The 18,839-nt window shown below is 41.3% G+C and carries 17 protein-coding genes; 9 read left to right on the forward strand and 8 right to left on the reverse strand.

The features are described 5' to 3' along the window. Positions 1 to 4 precede the first annotated feature (4 nt). The 3 genes from efeO to nox form a co-directional block, all read right to left on the reverse strand. Positions 5 to 877, reverse strand: a complete 873-nt coding sequence (gene efeO / locus H7T97_RS02045; protein WP_061455553.1) for an iron uptake system protein EfeO — start codon at positions 875 to 877, stop codon at positions 5 to 7. 110 nt (positions 878 to 987) lie between these two features. Then, positions 988 to 2,532 carry a ClC family H(+)/Cl(-) exchange transporter gene (locus tag H7T97_RS02050; protein WP_195529459.1) on the reverse strand — a complete coding sequence of 515 codons (1,545 nt, stop codon included), beginning with the start codon at positions 2,530 to 2,532 and terminating at the stop codon, positions 988 to 990. Between the two features lie 117 nt (positions 2,533 to 2,649). Next, positions 2,650 to 4,026, reverse strand: a complete 1,377-nt coding sequence (gene nox, locus H7T97_RS02055; RefSeq protein WP_023918076.1) for a H2O-forming NADH oxidase — start codon at positions 4,024 to 4,026, stop codon at positions 2,650 to 2,652. A 225-nt stretch (positions 4,027 to 4,251) separates the two neighbouring features. Here nox and H7T97_RS02060 point away from each other — a divergent pair, with 225 nt between their 5' ends. The 3 genes from H7T97_RS02060 to H7T97_RS02070 are packed head-to-tail and all read left to right on the forward strand — an operon-like array spanning position 4,252 to position 7,069. Then, entirely contained in the window at positions 4,252 to 5,175 is a 924-nt protein-coding gene (locus H7T97_RS02060) for an FAD:protein FMN transferase (RefSeq protein WP_311638413.1), read from the forward strand. 25 nt (positions 5,176 to 5,200) lie between these two features. Further along, positions 5,201 to 5,806 (forward strand): NADPH-dependent FMN reductase, encoded by a 606-nt coding sequence (locus H7T97_RS02065; protein ID WP_023918073.1) that lies wholly within the window; start codon positions 5,201 to 5,203, stop codon positions 5,804 to 5,806. Positions 5,807 to 5,824: 18 nt separating this feature from the next. Next, positions 5,825 to 7,069 carry an NAD(P)H-dependent oxidoreductase gene (locus tag H7T97_RS02070; protein ID WP_201089186.1) on the forward strand — a complete coding sequence of 415 codons (1,245 nt, stop codon included), beginning with the start codon at positions 5,825 to 5,827 and terminating at the stop codon, positions 7,067 to 7,069. A gap of 30 nt (positions 7,070 to 7,099) precedes the next feature. Here H7T97_RS02070 and H7T97_RS02075 read toward each other — a convergent pair whose 3' ends face one another. The 3 genes from H7T97_RS02075 to brnQ form a co-directional block, all read right to left on the reverse strand. Next, positions 7,100 to 7,672, reverse strand: coding sequence for a TlpA family protein disulfide reductase (locus tag H7T97_RS02075; RefSeq protein WP_207185532.1), 573 nt, complete (start codon positions 7,670 to 7,672; stop codon positions 7,100 to 7,102). 22 nt (positions 7,673 to 7,694) lie between these two features. Continuing rightward, positions 7,695 to 8,402, reverse strand: coding sequence for a thiol-disulfide oxidoreductase-associated membrane protein CcdA2 (gene ccdA2, locus H7T97_RS02080; protein WP_195487199.1), 708 nt, complete (start codon positions 8,400 to 8,402; stop codon positions 7,695 to 7,697). Positions 8,403 to 8,558: 156 nt separating this feature from the next. Continuing rightward, positions 8,559 to 9,878: a branched-chain amino acid transport system II carrier protein gene (gene brnQ / locus H7T97_RS02085; protein WP_195487198.1), complete on the reverse strand. Its 1,320-nt coding sequence runs from the start codon at positions 9,876 to 9,878 to the stop codon at positions 8,559 to 8,561. 194 nt (positions 9,879 to 10,072) lie between these two features. On the opposite strand from brnQ, the gene H7T97_RS02090 reads away from it, so the two are divergent. Continuing rightward, a complete protein-coding gene (locus H7T97_RS02090) occupies positions 10,073 to 11,095 on the forward strand; it encodes a YdcF family protein (RefSeq protein ID WP_201089189.1) in 1,023 nt (340 codons plus the stop codon). Positions 11,096 to 11,143: 48 nt separating this feature from the next. On the opposite strand, the gene H7T97_RS02095 is transcribed toward H7T97_RS02090, so the two are convergent. Further along, positions 11,144 to 11,698 carry a GNAT family N-acetyltransferase gene (locus H7T97_RS02095; RefSeq protein ID WP_049497917.1) on the reverse strand — a complete coding sequence of 185 codons (555 nt, stop codon included), beginning with the start codon at positions 11,696 to 11,698 and terminating at the stop codon, positions 11,144 to 11,146. Positions 11,699 to 11,793: 95 nt separating this feature from the next. Here H7T97_RS02095 and H7T97_RS02100 point away from each other — a divergent pair, with 95 nt between their 5' ends. After that, positions 11,794 to 13,137, forward strand: coding sequence for an MATE family efflux transporter (locus tag H7T97_RS02100; protein WP_201089191.1), 1,344 nt, complete (start codon positions 11,794 to 11,796; stop codon positions 13,135 to 13,137). 72 nt (positions 13,138 to 13,209) lie between these two features. Here H7T97_RS02100 and H7T97_RS02105 read toward each other — a convergent pair whose 3' ends face one another. Next, entirely contained in the window at positions 13,210 to 14,880 is a 1,671-nt protein-coding gene (locus tag H7T97_RS02105; RefSeq protein WP_201089193.1) for a formate--tetrahydrofolate ligase, read from the reverse strand. 175 nt (positions 14,881 to 15,055) lie between these two features. Between H7T97_RS02105 and H7T97_RS02110 the strand changes: the two genes are divergently transcribed. The 4 genes from H7T97_RS02110 (at position 15,056) to H7T97_RS02125 (ending at position 18,704) form a co-directional block, all read left to right on the forward strand. Beyond that, the gene (locus H7T97_RS02110) at positions 15,056 to 15,733 is read left to right on the forward strand and encodes a phosphopantothenate--cysteine ligase (protein WP_201089195.1); all 678 of its coding nucleotides are present in this window, start codon (positions 15,056 to 15,058) and stop codon (positions 15,731 to 15,733) included. Positions 15,734 to 15,743: 10 nt separating this feature from the next. After that, on the forward strand, positions 15,744 to 16,283 hold the full coding sequence (coaC, locus tag H7T97_RS02115; RefSeq protein ID WP_201089197.1) for a phosphopantothenoylcysteine decarboxylase: 540 nt from the start codon (positions 15,744 to 15,746) through the stop codon (positions 16,281 to 16,283). Further along, complete coding sequence (locus tag H7T97_RS02120; protein ID WP_049497912.1) at positions 16,280 to 16,840, forward strand: ECF transporter S component; 561 nt, start codon at positions 16,280 to 16,282, stop codon at positions 16,838 to 16,840. The genes coaC and H7T97_RS02120 overlap by 4 nt, the downstream gene beginning before the upstream one ends. A 148-nt stretch (positions 16,841 to 16,988) precedes the next feature. Next, a complete protein-coding gene (locus H7T97_RS02125; RefSeq protein WP_195423178.1) occupies positions 16,989 to 18,704 on the forward strand; it encodes a phospho-sugar mutase in 1,716 nt (571 codons plus the stop codon). The last annotated feature ends 135 nt before the right edge of the window (positions 18,705 to 18,839 follow it).

Here is an 18,839-nt window from a genome sequence, read left to right on the forward strand (position 1 = left end):
TTTCTTATTTCCCATCTAAAATCACACCCATTTGAGACAACGGTTCACCAAGTTTGGTCACCGCTTCGGCCAATTCTTTGGTATCTTCCTTGGTCAAATCTGTGTAAGACTTGTAATTTGTTTCATCAGTCATGTGTTTGTCCAATAAATCATTGACATTTTTGAATTCTGCTTCCAAGGTTTTAACCAACTTGGCATCTTTTTTCTCAATCAAAGGTTTAAAGAGTGAGAAAATCTTTTCAGCTCCTTCAATATTGGCACGGAAGTCGTACAGATCTGTATGAGAGAAGACTTCTTCTTCACCCGTGATCTTTTGCGTTGCCACTTCATTGAGCAGATCAACAGCCCCAGTTAGCATCACATCAGGAGTCACATCAACGGTTGCGATCTTAGCTTTCAACTCCTTGATATCGTTCACCAGTTGGTCTGCATATTTGTCAGTGCCATCTGTGGTATTGTTTTCCCAAAGGATGCGTTCAATCCGGTGGAAGCCAGACCAGCCTTCTTCTGATTTATTTTCATCCACATAGTCCACCAAACGATAGTCAATCTTCACATCAGACTCCCCAAAGGTTTCAGCAATCGGTTCTGAGCGTTCATAGGCCATGCGGATCAAGGGATATTGTTTTTTAGCTTCTTCCAAATTCCCAGCTTTTAGGGTATCTCGGAAACCTTCTGTATCCTTGAGCAATTGGTCAATTTGCATTTCAACAAAGTCTTTGTATTCAGCTGTCGCATTGTCCAAGGTCTTCTGGTCAGCCTTTGACAACTGCACCGTTGAGCTGGTTTGCGTCTTTTGACTCGACTGTTTGCTAGTAGAATTCGCACACCCTGCTAAAAGAGCAACACTCAATAAGAGTAGACTATATTTTTTCATGAAAGACTTCTCCTCTTTTGTTCTTGGACTTATTTTACCAGAAGTTTTCTCATTTTTCAACAATTGTCTGAAAATTTAATAATAGAAAGACTTTTCTAAGAAACTGTCTTTTACAAAAGAATATCCTTGACTCGTCCAATTTCAGATTCTTTCACCACCACAAAAATGCTATCACCTAGATACAAGCGGGTCGCACCATTGACCGTATAGCTCTTACCACTTCGCATTTGCGTGGTGATCAAAATATCTTGAGGGAGTTCGAGTTCATGAACTTGTTTCCCTGCAATCTTTTCGGATACAGGAATCTCAATCAAGGTCAACTCTCCTTCTTCTTGCGCCTTATCAGGTAAGAGTTGCTCCAGCATGGCTTCATAGACTGGTGCTCCATGGAAGAGATCCATGATCATGTAAGCCAGCAAGGTGACCATACCCAGTGGCATTAAACTACGAATATCACCGACCATCTCTGTTACCAAAATCATAGCTGTTAATGGCGCTTTTGAAATAGCTCCAAAATACCCACTCATTCCTAAAATGATGAAAAAAGGCAGCTGATTTTGAGAGATAAAGCCAATGTTTTGGAGGAAGGTTCCAACGATGGCCCCTAAAAGTGATCCTAATGCTAGTATGGGCAGGAAGATGCCACCTGGTAAGCCACTACCATAGCTCAACATACTCCAGATGAAACGGATCACAAAATAGAGAAGGATGGTCAGCACTGGATACGGTACTCGAGCTAAATCCAAGACCAATTGGTTCCCACCACCAAGAATTTGTGGAAGGAAATAGCCGATTGGAAGAATCGAGACAAAGGCAAATAAGGAAGAGTAATGAGAGGGAACATGAAAAATCTTTTCAAGTAAACGATACAATCGACCGATATTCAGCACCACTACTTCATAGACATAACCTGCTGCCCCCAAAAAGACTCCGAGAAAAAGGTAAATCCAGTACTGAGACAAATGGAGTGGCGGAATATTTTGCGGCATATGAAGTACGGGTGTTTGACCAAAGACATTGAGTGAAATAAAATTAGCAGTCAGACTAGCGGCCAAGGTCGAAATCCAAAAGAATCGAGAAAAATGATGGTAGACTTCTTCCACGACAAATAAAAGTCCTGCTATAGGTGCATTAAAGGCGGCTGCAAGCCCTGCAGCAGCTCCACTTGCAATCAAAGACCGCTCTTCAACTGGGCTGACCTTCAAATGATGGGCCACTCCTTTTCCACCCATAGCCCCTAATTGAATACTAGGACCTTCACGACCAAGCATCAAGCCACTTCCGATGGCCAAGACACCTAGAATATACTTCTTCCACAAGGTATCCCACCAGCTCACTGCTAAGAGTCCCTTGAGCTCTGCTTCGACTTGCGGAATTCCCGATCCCTTGATATCCCGATTGGTGCAAATAAGGCGACCAGCAATCAGTACGATCACCCCATACCCCAACAGCATCGCCAGCAAATAAAGTGGTTGACCAGACATCTCCTTGTAGACGCCTTGAACAAAATGAAAAATATGTTCGATTAAAAAGCGAAAACTCGAGACGACACAGCCCACAACGATCCCAACCAGAACACCTCTGACAATATGGGCCACAATCGAACTAGAGGCAAAACGAAATTCATTTTTTAAGGCTTCTTCTTTTTCAGACATTCCCAAACTCCTTCAAACTCTTATCCTATTCATTATACCTTATTTCACTGTCTCTGAATACTTGGAAAAGCAAAAAAAACAAAACTAGCACTGCTAGCTTTGTTTTTTCTTTATTCATTATTCAGCAGTTAAAGCTGCCATTGTGATGTAGTTGTAAGGTTTGTTGAAGTGTGGCAAGAAGAACAAGTCAGTCAAGGCTAACTTATCAATCGTCACGTGTTCTTGAATAGCAAGTGAGAACATGTGGATGGCCATTGAGATGGCGCTATCACGTGATACCATTTGAGCTCCAAGGATTTGACGAGTGTCTTTGTCATAAACAATCTTGATACCAACCTCATAGTTATCATGTTTAATAAATTCAGGTTTTTGAAGGTCATTGAAGCCTGTTTCAGTGGCATTGAAGCCGGCAGCTTTTGCTTTTTCAAGAGTCAAACCAGTTGAAACCATATGAAGGCCATAGATAGAGATACCGTTAGAACCTTGAACACCGATTCCTTCCAATTCATGACCAGTCGCATTGTAGGCACCAACAATACCTGAACGAACCGCATTAGATGCAAGTGCGATGTAGCTCATTTCACCACGTGCATTGTCATAGATAGTCGCACAGTCACCAACTGCATAGACACCTGGAAGTGACGTTTCTTGTTTCTTATCAACAAGGAAGGCACCGTTGCGGAAGAGTTCAATCTTACCATCTGCAAGAGCTGTATTTGGACGGAAACCAACAGCCAAGATGACCATGTCTACATCGAAGGTTTCTTTATCGGTTACAAGACGTTCTACCTTACCATCTCCTTCAACTGCTTGAACAGTTTGTCCAAGAGCCAAACGGATGTTGTGGTCTTCCAAGTTTTTCGCCATGATGTCTGTAAAATCTTTGTCATAGTAGCCGTTCAAGACAGTGTCCACGATATCCACCAAGACAACGTCTTTACCAAGACGTTCGAAAGCTTCAGCAAGTTCAACACCGATGTAACCACCACCAACTACGGCGATACGGTTCAAGTGTTTGCTGTTGTCTTTCAATTTTTCGATCACTTCTTCAGCGTTTTGGTACAATTTAACGAATTGAAGATTTTCAAGAGTTGCTTTGAATTCGCGGTTACCGGGAACGATTTCAACTCCTTTAATTGGAGGAATGATTGGTGTTGATCCGGTCGCAAAGATTAATTTTTCATAAGATTCTTTGTGTTCTTTTCCATCAACTTCTGCAGTTACCACTTTGTTGTCATAGTCAATTGAAAGAACAGGAGAGTTCATGTAGACTTTTGCACCTTTTGCTTCCAATTTTTCTTTATCAGAGTAGAAGAGACCTTCTGGACCATCGATTTGCTCACCGATCCAAAGTGCCATCCCGCATCCAAGGAATGAAATGTTTGAGTTTTGGTCAAAAACCACAATTTCATTTTCATTTCCAAAATTATCTAACATAGTGTTGATACAAGCTGTTCCGGCATGGTTTGCCCCTACAACAACGATTTTACTCATAGAATAAATCCTACCTTTAATTAAAATTTACTTCTTGAGTATATCATAAAAATGATATCGGTTACAAGATATTTGCTCAGAATTTGTGATCTTTTTTTCAATTTTCCAGAAAATCCCACTTCACATGTTTCAAAAAATGTCAAACAATATGCTTGAAAGGATTGTGAAAACGATATCTTTTTGATATACTGTAGGTAAGTGAAAATAGGAAAGGATAGATTTTTAGTGGACCTAAGTAGTCGATCCGAACATTTGATGGGAACGACCATCACTGTTTCGATCTGTCACCCACAAGCGAATGAACTCTTAGCCCGCTGCTTTGAACTTCTTCGCTCCTACGAACATCGCTTCAGTGCTAATGATGCAAGTTCTGAACTCATGGAGGTCAATCACCAAGCTGGTATTGCTCCTGTCCAAGTACATCCAGATCTTTTTGAACTGATTGCATTAGGAACCTTGCATAGTCAAGCTCAGAACAGCCATTTAAACATCGCCATTGGTCCTCTTGTACAGACCTGGCGAATTGGATTTTCAGATGCTAGACGTCCCCAGCAAGGGGAAATTAATCAAGCTCTGACCATGATCGATCCTCACCGAATTCAGCTCGACCCAGAAAACCATACGGTCTTTCTTATGCGTCCTGGAATGAAGATCGACTTGGGAGCCTTAGCAAAAGGCTATAGCGCAGATCTAATTGCTACCTATCTGAGAGGTAAGGGAATCAAGGATGCCTTGATTGATCTTGGAGGAAATATCCTAACCGTTGGTCAACACCCTGTTAAACAGCAGCCTTGGCGGATTGGCATTCAAAATCCTGTCGAAAAAAGAGGAAATCACTTACTGGTCCTCTCAGTCAAGAATAAATCTGTTGTCACCTCTGGCATCTACGAGCGTCATTTAGAAGTTGAAGGCCAGTCGTTTCATCATATCTTTGATAGCGCGACGGGCTATCCGGTCGAGACAGACTTAGCCAGTATCACTATCATATCTGATCGATCCGTAGACGGGGAGATATGGACTACCCGCCTGTTCGGGGAATCTCCTGCTTCTATCCTCAATACTGTTGAATCACTTCCTGGTATAGACACCTTATTGGTTTCTCAATCAGGCAAGATTGCCTATACAAGTGGGCTCCAATCATATTTATAATTCTCCTATCAGAAAGGAATTTTCCATGATAAAACTTATTGCGATTGTGGGGACTAACTCCAAACGTTCTACAAACCGTCAACTACTTCAATACATGCAAAAACATTTTGCTGATAAGGCTGAGATCGAATTGGTCGAAATTAAAGATATCCCTGTCTTTAACAAACCAGCCGACAAACAAGTGCCTGAAGCTGTCTTGGATATTGTTGCAAAAATTGAGGAGGCTGATGGAGTCATTATTGGGACTCCAGAATACGACCACTCTATTCCAGCGGTCTTGATGAGTGCTCTCGCTTGGCTGTCATACGGAGTCTTCCCATTGTTGAATAAACCAGTCATGATTACTGGGGCTTCATACGGTACGTTGGGATCTTCACGCGCCCAACTCCAACTTCGCCAAATCTTAAATGCTCCAGAAATCAAAGCGAATGTCTTGCCAGATGAATTCTTGCTCTCCCATTCATTGCAAGCCTTTGATCAAAATGGAGACTTGGTGGATTTAGATGTCATTCAAAAATTAGATGCCGTCTTCAATGATTTCCGTGTGTTTGTAAAAATCACAGACAAATTGCGCAACGCCCAAGAATTACTTCGCAAAGATGCTGAAGAATTTGACTGGGAAAACTTGTAAGATAGGAGACAGAAAAGAATGAAATTTGTAGGACTTGTAGGATCAAACTACGATCAATCATATAACCGTAAACTCTTGGAATTCATTCGCCGACAATTTAAGATCAAATTTGAATTGGAAGTTCTTGAAATCGATGAAGTTCCAATGTTTAACCAAGATGAAAAATGGGACGAAAGTTTCCAATTACGTCTTTTGTACAATAAAATTACTCGAGCAGATGGTGTCATCATTGCTACTCCAGAGCACAACCATACGATCTCTGCTGCTCTTAAATCTGTTCTTGAATGGCTATCTTTTGAGGTGCATCCATTTGAAAACAAACCAGTAATGATCGTTGGTGCTTCCTACTATGATCAAGGGACATCACGTGCTCAGGTTCACCTCCGCAAGATCCTTGATGCTCCAGGTGTCAATGCTTATACTCTTCCAGGTAATGAATTCCTTCTTGGAAAAGCAAAAGAAGCTTTTGACGAAAACGGCAATATCATCAACGAAGGAACCGTCAAATTCCTTGAAACCTGCTTGGATAATTTTATGAAATACGTTGAGGTTGTATCCAAATTGAAAAAACCAAAACCAATTGAACCAGAAGATTTAGATTGTAATCATCCAATTGCTACAACTGTTACTGAGATCGATCCAGATGATCCAGATTGGGTTGAAAAAGTAGCTGAACTTACAGGTGCTGTTTCTGGAGATACTTATGTCAAACTTGACCACGGTATCCTAACCGTTGACCAAATTAATATGTTCTTGAAGGCCATGCCATTTGAGTTGACATATGCCGATGATAACAACCAATTCCTCTACTACAACAATGCTCATCAAGATCCAGATACCATGTTTGCCAAACGCGTGCCACCTCAATCTGGTAGCCGAATGTCAACCGTTCACGGATCCCTTCCACCAGCACGTATGAAAAACGTTGAATGGGTAATCGGCACTCTTCGCAACGGAAACCAAGAATATGTTCGAACTATTGTTCCAGGATCTCCTGAAGGCGTGATCAACACCCACAACTACCAAGCAATGTATTATGAAGATGGTTCTTACGCTGGTATCAATGAGATTGTCTTCAACTTCAAACCATGGTTAGACTGGTACCTGCAAACAACAGGTCAACGCCTTGTAGGTGGTAGCGGACCATTTGCTCCTGCTGGTGGTCATGGTGATGCAGATGCAACTTCTGGTGCTTCTGATGCTGGAGGACATGGTGACGGAGGCCACGGAGATGCTGATGCCACTTCTGGTGCAAGCAACTAATAAAAAAATGAAGCTTCGTGCTTCATTTTTTTATTTTAACTCCTTGATAATCTTCTTAGCATCTTCGTTTGAAATAGCCCCTAATTGTACATGTCCAATTTTTCCGTGGCTATCTATAAAGACTTCTGTAGGAATAGAGCGAACTTGATAATCTGCAAATGAAGAACCGTCTGGATTGTACAAGACAGGTACTGACTTGTAATCTTGTTGATCAAACCATTTGACGAATTCTTCCTCTGTTTTTTCACCTTGGAGTCCTGGTGCCATAATGGTCAGAATTTCAAAGTCCCGGTCCTTTTCTTCAACTAATTTATTGAGTTCAGGCATGCTTTGGCGACAAGGACCACACCAAGTCGCCCAGAATTTCAAATATACCTTCTTCCCTCTGTAGTCTGAAAGTTTAACCGTGTTCCCCTTCATATCCTTTAGCTCAAAGTCACTCGCTTCTTTTCCTACTAAGGGATGTTTACTAGCGGTTGTGTTGGTCATTGATTGATTATCCATGGATTGTTTGTTCATGCCGCTTTCGGACTGATTCATAGAGCAAGCAGTCAGGATAGATAGAGAAAGAAGCGAAAAACAAGCGTATTTAATAACTTTCATAATGAGTAAACCTCCATTTGATTTATGAAAAGATAGCAGACAAGCTATTCAATTGTCCCAAGAGTAACAAAATCCCCATAATGATGATGATCAAGCCACCAATCTTCTTCAGTAATAAGAGATGGGGTTTTAGACGATTAAAGTATGGGAGAACAATCCCAGACGCTAAGGCCAAAAGTAAAAATGGAATAGCCATCCCTAATGTATAGATAAAGAGATAGAGAGCACCCATGACGGCATCTTGACCATTGGATGCTGCTAATGCAAGAACCGATCCTAATACAGGGCCAATGCAAGGCGTCCAACCAAAACTAAAGCCAAGACCAAGAAGAAAGGCTGAAAACAACTCATTCTTCTGTTTGTTGGCTCCAAAATCTACTGATTTTTGCTTCTCAAGGAAATGAAAATGAAAGACTTCCATCTGATGAAGACCAAGGATAATGATCAGCGCTCCCATAACGTAGCGGAACCAGTTGGTATACATAACCTGCCCCAATAAGCCAGCTCCGAAACCTATGATAAGGAAAATAACAGAAATACCTGCGATAAAACACAAGGTCTTAACGATGCCATGCCAGCGTATCTTTTTCCCAAAAATCTGAACGGATTTTTCCTGATCACTTCCTAGCAAAACGCCAATGTAGACCGGGAGCAAAGGAAAGACACAGGGAGAGAAAAAGGAGAGAATCCCTGCCAGAAAGACAGTGAAGGAGAAAACGATTTGATTCATAAAATGCTCCGTATATTGATATGTTAGAAATAGTATAACATGCCATTCCTTAAATTAAAAATTTTTGCTACGGTTTGTATTTAAAGAAACTATTTAGGTACTAGTTTCAAAATAAAAAAACTCTAAAGCGGGGAACTTTAGAGTTTCTAGTAAATCTTATTCTTCTTCTGCACTTTGTTTATTGGGCAAGAACAGAGCAAGGACAATACCAACGACTGCTGGTAGTAACCATGGGAGGGATTGGGCAGCAAACGGCAAGTGCTTAATGATGTTTGCTAGACCTGCAAGTTTAAAGGTACTTGCCAGAACGTCTCCAAACGCAACCAAGCTAACTAAGAAAATAGTCAATTGCATCCCTGGTTTTGATAGTTGAGTAAATTTATTTACAATCACAATCAACACAATAGTAATCGTGATTGGATAGAGGATCATCAAGACAGGCAATGAATAGGCAATAATGGCACTCAAACCAAGATTGGCAATGGAGAATCCAATCAAGGTAAAAAGAGTTGCATAGACCTTGTAAGAGATTTTAGGGAAGGTGTTATGGAAGAATTCCCCAGTTGACACGATCAAACCGGCTGTTGTTGTGAAACAAGTCACCGTCACCATACCTGCGAGGAAGATTTGAGCAGCTGGACCGAAGATAGCCTTGGTCGCTTCTGAAAGGACATAGACACCTTTATTGGCATCAGATGCCATCACTTTTGCTGGAATTGGGAAATGATTTCCAAGGTAACCCAAGCCAATGTATAAAATACTAAAGCCAATGGCTACGACGATCCCAACGATCCAGATGGTTTTAATGTACTCTTTCTTGCTGGTAAAACCAAGTTGATTGAGGGTGGTTACCGCAATCACACTAAAGGCCACTGAAGCAAGGGCATCCAAGGTATTATAGCCTTCAAGGAAACCTTGACCAAAGGCAGATGCTTGGTAGGCTGCTGTTGCCACTTGTGGCGCGTGTCCACTGTACTTGAGAGCACCTAGGACAACCAGTACAACGATCAAGATAGCAAAGACAGGTGTTAAAATCCGACCAATACTATCTAAGATTTTAGAAGGATACAAGGCAATCAAATAGGCCAAACAGAAATAAATCAAGGTAAAAATGAAGAGACCAAGTCCTCCATTGGCATTTCCTAACAAGGGGGCGATTCCAACCTCGTAGGAAACAGTAGCCGTTCTTGGAATGGCAAAGAAGGGGCCAATAGAGAGGTACAAGGCTACCAGATAAACGATAGCAAACCAAGGGGCGATTTTACGTGAAATCTCGTGAATATAGCCTTTAGGATTGAGCGTCCCAATGATCAAGGTAATAATCGCAATTCCTACTCCTGATAAGACAAATCCAGCAATAGCTGGCCAAAAATGGCTACCCGACTGGGCACCTAGCGCAGGTGGAAAGATCAAATTCCCTGCACCGAAGAAAATACCAAATAACAGCAAACCTGTTAAGGAACCTTTTCGTAACATATGTTCTCCTTTTTATGTTGAATCTTTTCTAGTATAACAGCTTTCTGTCACCACGGCAATTCATTTTTTCTGAATCTATTGATTTTCTCAATTGGCAGCTAAGGCTTTTAACAACATTGAACGATTGTGGAATTCATAAGCACATTTTAGTCAATTGTGCTACAATATAACTACTACTACATCTAGGAGTCATCATGTTTCTAAATATATTCTGGTTGATTCCAGCTACCATTTTTTTATTTTTCTTTTTGAACGACCGCAGAAGACTGATCAATGCTTACCTCTTTTCAATAAGTTTCGGCCTTTTCCTCCTAATTTCCGCCCTTCTACTAGTTGTTCGTACGGAGCTTTGGTTTAACCAAAAGGTTGCCATCATTATCTTTTCAGTACTTGCTATCCTTGTTTTACTCAGTATTATTTTCTCAACTGTTTTTCTTCTTTTTAACGGCCATCAAATGATATCTTTTGAAGGCAAAAGGTTGGCTAATCTCCTCTCGCTCCTATATGGGATCTTTATTATCGGCGCCTTGGCGCTTCATTTCCTTCCTCATTTCCCAGGGAAAGATCTCTTGATTTATCCAATAGACTTTGCCCTCTTTTACTCGACTTTTCTTTATCTTTCTCATGTTTTATATGGGACTTTTTGCAATTACTTGCCCATTCGTAAAGAGCCCGATGCTATCATCGTCCTTGGCTCTGGTCTAATTGGGGATAAAGTACCACCACTTTTGGCCCAGCGTCTAACTAAAGCAAAGACTATCTATGAGCAGTTTGAGGGACGACCAAAACTAATTGTTTCTGGTGGACAAGGTGCTGATGAATTAATCTCAGAGGCGGAAGCTATGGCAAACTACCTGATGGAACAGGGTGTACCACAGGAAGACATTTTGATTGAGAATCGTTCTCGAACGACTTTTGAGAATCTGACCTTTAGCAAGGCTATTCTTGAAGATCAGGGACTAGGAAAGAGTGTCCTGGTGGTGACCAATTCCTTTCACGCTCTTCGGGCTGGTGTCTTTATGAGACGATTAAAAATCCCTGGACGCAGTGTCGGTTCAAAAACAGCTTTTTATTATCTCCCATCGGCTTGGATCCGAGAAACGGTTGGGCTAGTTTCTCTCTATTGGAAATGGCATGCTGCTTTCTTAGCTTTTCTATTTCTGCCTTGGTTCTTTTCACAAATCATGAGTATCGTGTACTATTTCTTTATTTACTAACCAAAAAAAGTTCTCAGTAAATTAGCTGAGAACTTTTTTATATCATGTCTAATGATCACTAAAGCGTCGGTATTCAATACGGAAATCAAAGTAATTCTCTGCTTGCAGTTTATGGAAGATGTCCCGATAAGCCTCTTCATCAAATTGATCGCCTCGATAGAGAATTTCAAAGCTAAGTCCGTCGTATTCTAAAAAGGCATTAGCAGTTTTAAATCCATTTCGCTTATAGAAGTCCATCCGAGACTGACGTTGCTCTATATTGTCGCATTCTTCATCTAAACGTTCCACTTCAAGAATCATGGTCCTTTGGTAAAATTCCACCAATTTTTCAATGATTTCTTGACCATATCCGTGGCTTCTTAAATGTGGCATAATGGCAAAGAAACTGACATAAAAAGCTTTCTGATTATAGATTGAAAAAGCGAATCCGACAAATTCTTCCTCATTATAAAAAGCAAAGAAATTGGCATCGTCATTGTCCGTATAGCGTAAAAATTCTGACAAAGGAACACGCTCTTCTTCTGGAAATGCTTCGATATTCAGCCTTTCGACCTTATCCAGATCTGGGAACGTTTCCGTGATTAATTGGCTCGTTAAGCTCATAAGGCCTCCTTTTCTGACACGATTATATCAAAAAATGTAAGGGGATTCAACTACCGATGCTTGTCGCTGGTTACTGAAGTTGGTATAATGGCACTATGAAAAGAATTCAACGTGTGAACCTCATAGATGGTCCTATTTTACCCACTCTTTTAAGTTTTGCCTTTCCTATCCTTTTATCCAATATCTTCCAACAACTCTACAATACCTCGGATGTCATGATTGTAGGACGATTTTTAGGTCAAAAATCATTGGCCGCCGTTGGGGCGACCTCCGCTATTTTTGATTTGATTGTTGGATTTGCCGTCGGTGTTGGAAATGGGATGGGCATCATTATCGCGAGAAATTATGGAGCTAAAAACGATGACCAATTACGAAAATCTGTCGCGGCAACTGCTGTTATTGGCGGCATCCTCAGTCTCTTCGTGATATCTATTGGTGTTGTGGGTCTTTATCCCCTTCTCCAGTTTTTAGGGACCCCACCAGCTATTATAGCTCAGTCCTATCTCTATATCTCCACTATTGTCAATGGTGTAGCTGTGACCTTTGCCTATAATCTTTGTGCCGGACTTCTTCGAGCTGTTGGCGATAGCTTAGCGGCACTCTACTTCTTGATTATCGCTGCCGTTCTCAATATTCTTCTTGATCTTTATTTTATTACCCAACTCCATCTCGGAGTCCAATCCGCTGGGATTGCGACCATTATTGCGCAAAGTTTTTCTGCACTTCTTTGTTTCATTTATATTCGAAAAAAAGTACCTTTCCTCCTGCCAAATCGCAACGATTTTGTTTGGGATCAAAGGCTCTATCAGGACTTAATCAGTCAGGGATTTACCATGGGGCTCATGTCTTCTATTGTCTCTATCGGAACAGTCATCTTACAATCAGCTATCAATAAGCTTGGAATGACCATCATTAGTGCTCAAATCTCAGCGCGTCGGATCATGTCCTTTGCCCTTCTGCCAATGGCTGCTATTTCCACTAGTATGACGACCTTTACCTCGCAAAACTTTGGTGCCAAACAATTCCGACGCATTCAAAAAGGCGTTAAACAAGCTTGTCTCCTCTCCTTCGTTTGGTCGATCATTGTTGCCATCCTCCTCTTCTTTACAAGCCCCTTCTTGACAAGCCTCATATCTGGATCAACCAATCCCAACTTGATCGCAAATGCCAGTCTCTATCTGCAAATCAGCTCCTGCTTCTATCCGGTCTTAGGATGCCTCTTGATTTTAGGGAATTCCCTCCAAGGTATCGGCCGAAAATTGACCCCTTTGATTTCTAGCTTTATCGAGTTAACAGGAAAAATTCTCTTTGTATTTTTCATTATCCCTCATACAGGCTATATAGGAGTCATTCTTTGTGAGCCTCTCATTTGGGTTCCAATGACCCTTCAACTTTGGTTTACCTATCACAAAGCCAGCTATAAGCTCCTCTCATTATAAAACTCGTCTAGTACATAACAAAATAACTTCTGCTCATTTGAACAGAAGTTATTTTTTGTCATCAGGCGTCTATTAGAACAAGCCGATCGCTGTTCCATCAGCAGCTACATCCATATTTAAAGCAGCTGGACGTTTTGGTAGACCAGGCATCGTCATGACATCCCCTGTCAAAGCGACAATAAAGCCTGCTCCCAATTTTGGAACCACTTCACGAATAGTGATTTCAAAGTTTTCAGGAGCTCCCAATGCATTTGGATTATCAGAGAAGCTATATTGTGTTTTGGCCATACAGATTGGCAACTTATCCCAACCATTTTTCACGATTTGGGCAATTTGTGTCTTAGCTTTCTTCTCAAAGTTTACCTTGCTACCACGGTATATCTCCGTCACAATTTTTTCAATTTTTTCTTCTACAGAAAGGTTGTTATCATACAAACGTGTGTAGTTAGCTGGACTTGTTTCAATGGTCTTAACCAGTGTTTCAGCAAGGTCAACTCCACCGTCAGCACCATTCGCCCATACGCTCGCAAGCTCTACTGGTACCTCAATTTCAGCACACAATTCTTTCAAAGCAGCAATTTCTGCTTCTGTATCGGTGATAAATTCATTGATGGCAACTACTGCAGGAATACCAAACTTACGAATATTTTCAACGTGACGTTTTAAGTTGGCAAAACCAGCACGAACAGCCTCTACATTTTCTTCAGCCAGAGCATCCTTGGTAACTCCACCATTCATCTTAAGGGCACGAAGTGTCGCTACGATCACTACTGCATCTGGAGAAGTAGGCAAGTTTGGAGTTTTAATATCTAGGAATTTTTCAGCACCAAGGTCAGCACCAAATCCTGCTTCTGTAATCGTATAGTCAGCTAAATGAAGAGCTGTCGTCGTTGCTAATACAGAGTTACATCCATGGGCAATATTGGCAAATGGACCACCGTGAACAAAGGCAGGCGTTCCATAGATAGTTTGAACCAAGTTTGGCTTAATCGCATCTTTAAGGATCAAGGCAAGAGCCCCTTCCACTTCTAAATCGCGGACATAAACTGGAATGCGATCATAGCGGTAACCGATCACAATATTAGCCAAACGGCCTTTCAAATCTTCAATATCTGTCGCCAAGCAAAGGATGGCCATAATCTCAGAAGCAACTGTAATATCAAAACCGTCTTCACGCGGAATCCCATTCAAAGGACCGCCAAGACCGACAGAAACATGGCGCAAAGCTCGGTCATTCAAATCCACTACCCGTTTCCAAATAATGCGACGTTGGTCAATACCGAGTTCATTTCCTTGATGCAAATGATTGTCAATCAAAGCAGAAAGAGCATTATTTGCCGTTGTGATGGCATGCATATCCCCTGTGAAATGAAGGTTGATGTCTTCCATCGGTAACACTTGAGCATAACCACCTCCAGCAGCACCACCTTTAATCCCCATAACAGGTCCTAAAGAAGGTTCGCGAATGGCAATCATGGTTTTTTTACCGATTTTATTCAAAGCATCTGCCAGTCCAATTGTAATGGTTGATTTCCCTTCTCCAGCAGGAGTTGGGTTGATCGCAGTGACTAAAATGAGTTTTCCTACTGGATTTTTCTCAACATCACGAATCTTATCAAAGCTCAATTTCGCCTTGTATTTTCCATACAATTCAAGATCATCGTCCTCCAAACCAATTTTCTTAACAACGTCCACAATTGGTTGGAGCTCAATGCTTTGAGCAATTTCGATATCTGTTTTCATAAGGGGCTCCTTTATATTTGATAGAACTATTATACCTAAAATTCGCGAAAATAACATGGTTTTTCCACCTTTTGAATCGAACGTTCGTTTTTTATCTAAATATTATGGCTACACATAGCTAATCCTAATAGCTTCAGAACTTTACTTACGTATCTTTTTTGTGTAAAATAAGCATATGCATATTTTAATTACATCAGGCGGGACGAGTGAAGCCATTGATAGCGTTCGTTCAATCACCAATCATTCCACTGGGAGCCTAGGGAAAATCCTTACAGAAACAGCTCTTGCAAAGGGACATCAGGTGACCTTGATCACAACGCCTACCGCGCTTAAACCCGATCCTCATTCACACCTTCGACTTCTATTGATCGAGAATGTCGAGGAACTACTCACACAAATGCAGAAGGAAGTCCTTCATCATCAGACCTTGATTCACGCTATGGCTGTCTCAGACTATACACCTGTTTACATGACAGGCCTTGAGGAAGTTGATAAAGCTCAGGACCTACATAGCTTTATCCATCGCGAAAATCAGGAAGCGAAAATCTCTTCGAAAGAAGAATACCAAGTACTCTTTCTAAAGAAAAATCCGAAGATTATATCGCTCGTCAAAGAATGGAATTCTGCGATTCAACTGATCGGCTTTAAGCTTTTAGTCGACGTTTCTTCTGAAGAGTTGATCCAGGTAGCGCGTGAAAGTCTCGTTAAAAATCATGCCAGCATGATCGTTGCTAATGATCTGACCAAGATTCAGAATGGTCAGCATCAAGCCTATCTAGTGACAGATAATCACGTCCTAGAAGCTTCTACGAAAACAGAAATCGCAGAGGCTATCCTAAAGCATTTACAATAAAAGGTTACATATGACACAAATTACTTTAGCTGTTACCGGTAGTATTTCCGCCTATAAAGCAGCTGATATTACCAGCCAACTAACCAAATTGGGGTTTGAAGTGAAAGTCCTCATGACTCCTGCAGCCAGAAAATTTATCACCCCTTTAACCTTGCAAATTCTTTCAAAACATCAAGTAGGCCTCGATGTTATGATCGAAGACGATCCACAGAGGATCGAGCACATCGACATTGGAAAAGAAACAGACATCTTTCTTGTAGCACCAGCCAGCGCCAATACCATTGCTAAACTTGCCATGGGGCTAGCAGATAATATGGTGACAAGCACAGCTCTAGCTTTGCCTCAAGGAACAAAAAAATTACTAGCCCCCGCTATGAATACAAGAATGCTGGAACACCCAGCTACCCAACGAAATCTAAAACTCTTACAAGACTATGGTTACCAGATTATTCAACCTCGCCATGCTACTCTCGCTTGTGGCGATCAAGGGTCTGGAGCTCTAGCGTCTGTAGAAACTATTGTAGAAACTGTTAAGGAGCATTGTTTATGAGAAAATCATCTTCTATTTCACGAATTGCCATCTTTTTTGCGGTTATGATCACTATTCACTTTGTGACATCCTTCATTCTGCAATTTGTTCCATCAGGTATTCAACCAACCTTGGTTCATATTCCTGTCGTGATCGCATCTATCATTTATGGACCTCGTACAGGTGCTATTCTAGGACTGCTGATGGGCCTCTTTAGCCTCACCATGAATACACTGGTTTTAACCCCAGCAAGCTATCTCTTTAGTCCCTTTGTCCCTCACGGAAATCTCTACTCCCTTCTCATCGCTTTAGTACCGCGTATTCTCATCGGGGTAACCCCTTACTTCGTCTATCGCTGGATCCACAATCGTACAGGACTTATGGTAGCTGGGATGATCGGTTCTATGACCAATACTGTATTTGTTTTAAGCGGGATTTACTTCTTCTTTGGGAACAGCTTTGGAGGGGGAATTCAAAATTTCCTTGGTTTGATTGTGTCTACTAACTCTCTTATTGAAGTCGTTGCGACAGTCCTCATTACCAGCGCAGTTGTTCCATCTCTTGAAAAATTAAAATAATCTTCCAAGTCAAGACAGATTCGTCTTGGCTTTTTTAATGGTTAAATGCTTATTATTTTTGAAAAGATTTACAATTATAGCTAGAATTTTCTGAAAAAATCTGCTATAATGAAAGCGATTAAATATAACGCAAAAAGGAGACGCTTGCATGACCTATCAAGAAAACTACCAAAAATGGCTCGACTTTGCTGAATTACCAGCTTACCTTCGTGATGAGTTGGTCGCAATGGATGAAAAAACAAAAGAAGATGCCTTCTACACTAACCTTGAATTCGGAACAGCTGGTATGCGCGGATTAATCGGTGCTGGTACCAACCGTATTAATATCTATGTTGTTCGCCAAGCAACTGAAGGATTGGCCCAATTGATCGAATCAAAAGGGGAAGAAGCTAAAAAACGTGGAGTTGCCATTGCTTATGACAGCCGTCACTTCTCTCCTGAGTTCGCTTTTGAATCTGCTCAAGTTTTGGCTGCCCATGGTATCAAATCTTATGTATTTGAAAGCCTTCGTCCAACACCTGAATTGTCATTTGCTGTTCGTCACCTCCACACATTTGCTGGGATCATGGTAACAGCTAGCCACAACCCTGCTCCATTTAATGGATACAAGGTATACGGTGAAGACGGTGGACAAATGCCACCTGCAGATGCGGATGCATTGACAGATTACATCCGTGCGATCGAAAGTCCATTCACTGTTCAATTGGCTGATCTTGAAGAAAGCAAAGCTAACGGCTTGATTGAAGTTATCGGTGAAAACGTCGACGCTGAATATTTGAAAGAAGTGAAAGGTGTTAACATCAACCAAGACTTGATCAATGAATACGGTCGCGACATGAAGATTGTCTACACTCCTCTTCATGGTACAGGTGAAATGTTGGCTCGTCGTGCTCTTGCACAAGCTGGATTTGAAGCAGTTCAAGTTGTTGAAGCTCAAGCTGTTCCAGATGCAGACTTCTCAACTGTTAAATCTCCAAACCCTGAAAACCAAGCTGCTTTTGCTCTTGCTGAAGAACTTGGTCGCAAAGTAGACGCTGATGTATTGGTTGCAACTGACCCAGATGCAGACCGCCTTGGTGTTGAAATCCGCCAACCAGACGGTTCTTACCTCAACCTTTCTGGTAACCAAATCGGAGCGATCATTGCTAAATATATTCTTGAAGCTCACAAAACAGCTGGTACGCTTCCTGCAAATGCTGCTCTTTGTAAATCCATCGTATCCACTGAGTTGGTGACCAAGATTGCAAAAAGCTACGGCGCAACGATGTTTAACGTCTTAACTGGTTTCAAATTTATCGGTGAAAAAATTCATGAATTTGAAACACAACACAACCACACTTACATGCTTGGTTTTGAAGAAAGCTTCGGTTACCTCATCAAACCATTCGTACGTGACAAAGATGCTATCCAAGCCGTTCTTATCGTTGCTGAAATCGCAGCTTACTACCGCTCACGTGGTATGACTTTGGCAGATGGTATCGAAGAAATCTATAAACAATATGGTTACTTCGCAGAAAAGACTATCTCTGTTACCCTTTCAGGTGTGGATGGAGCTGCTGAAATCAAGAAAATCATGGATAAATTCCGTGGTAACGCTCCTAAACAATTCAACAACACAGACATTGCTAAGACAGAAGACTTCTTAGAACAAACAGCTACTACTGCTGACGGCGTTGAAAAATTAACAACTCCTCCAAGTAACGTATTGAAATACATCTTGGCTGATGATTCATGGTTTGCCGTTCGTCCTTCAGGTACAGAACCAAAAATCAAATTCTACATCGCTACAGTTGGTGAATCTGAAGCAGATGCTAAAGAAAAAATTGCGAATATCGAAGCAGAAATCAATGCTTTTGTAGGCTAAAACATGAGGCTGGGACAAAAGTCCTAGCCTCTTAATCTTTTTTGGATTGTCAAGCAAAACGCAGTGGTTGAGTGGGCTCTACTACGCTGATTTCATCAGCTTTTACAGCCCTACTCAACTGTGCGGAGGTGGGAC

The organism is Streptococcus parasanguinis, assembly GCF_016648925.1.
In the GTDB taxonomy this organism is placed as follows: domain Bacteria; phylum Bacillota; class Bacilli; order Lactobacillales; family Streptococcaceae; genus Streptococcus.

What these genes read in the sequence shown, in the direction of transcription:
- H7T97_RS02105 (WP_201089193.1), bottom strand. Translation starts at nt 14,880, where the DNA reads ATGAAAACAGATATCGAAATTGCTCAAAGCATTGAGCTCCAACCAATT.
- efeO (WP_061455553.1), bottom strand. Translation starts at nt 877, where the DNA reads ATGAAAAAATATAGTCTACTCTTATTGAGTGTTGCTCTTTTAGCAGGG.
- H7T97_RS02065 (WP_023918073.1), top strand. Translation starts at nt 5,201, where the DNA reads ATGATAAAACTTATTGCGATTGTGGGGACTAACTCCAAACGTTCTACA.
- H7T97_RS02120 (WP_049497912.1), top strand. Translation starts at nt 16,280, where the DNA reads ATGAGAAAATCATCTTCTATTTCACGAATTGCCATCTTTTTTGCGGTT.
- H7T97_RS02070 (WP_201089186.1), top strand. Translation starts at nt 5,825, where the DNA reads ATGAAATTTGTAGGACTTGTAGGATCAAACTACGATCAATCATATAAC.
- H7T97_RS02095 (WP_049497917.1), bottom strand. Translation starts at nt 11,698, where the DNA reads ATGAGCTTAACGAGCCAATTAATCACGGAAACGTTCCCAGATCTGGAT.
- coaC (WP_201089197.1), top strand. Translation starts at nt 15,744, where the DNA reads ATGACACAAATTACTTTAGCTGTTACCGGTAGTATTTCCGCCTATAAA.
- H7T97_RS02050 (WP_195529459.1), bottom strand. Translation starts at nt 2,532, where the DNA reads ATGTCTGAAAAAGAAGAAGCCTTAAAAAATGAATTTCGTTTTGCCTCT.
- brnQ (WP_195487198.1), bottom strand. Translation starts at nt 9,878, where the DNA reads ATGTTACGAAAAGGTTCCTTAACAGGTTTGCTGTTATTTGGTATTTTC.
- H7T97_RS02090 (WP_201089189.1), top strand. Translation starts at nt 10,073, where the DNA reads ATGTTTCTAAATATATTCTGGTTGATTCCAGCTACCATTTTTTTATTT.
- H7T97_RS02100 (WP_201089191.1), top strand. Translation starts at nt 11,794, where the DNA reads ATGAAAAGAATTCAACGTGTGAACCTCATAGATGGTCCTATTTTACCC.
- H7T97_RS02125 (WP_195423178.1), top strand. Translation starts at nt 16,989, where the DNA reads ATGACCTATCAAGAAAACTACCAAAAATGGCTCGACTTTGCTGAATTA.
- nox (WP_023918076.1), bottom strand. Translation starts at nt 4,026, where the DNA reads ATGAGTAAAATCGTTGTTGTAGGGGCAAACCATGCCGGAACAGCTTGT.
- ccdA2 (WP_195487199.1), bottom strand. Translation starts at nt 8,402, where the DNA reads ATGAATCAAATCGTTTTCTCCTTCACTGTCTTTCTGGCAGGGATTCTC.
- H7T97_RS02075 (WP_207185532.1), bottom strand. Translation starts at nt 7,672, where the DNA reads ATGAAAGTTATTAAATACGCTTGTTTTTCGCTTCTTTCTCTATCTATC.
- H7T97_RS02110 (WP_201089195.1), top strand. Translation starts at nt 15,056, where the DNA reads ATGCATATTTTAATTACATCAGGCGGGACGAGTGAAGCCATTGATAGC.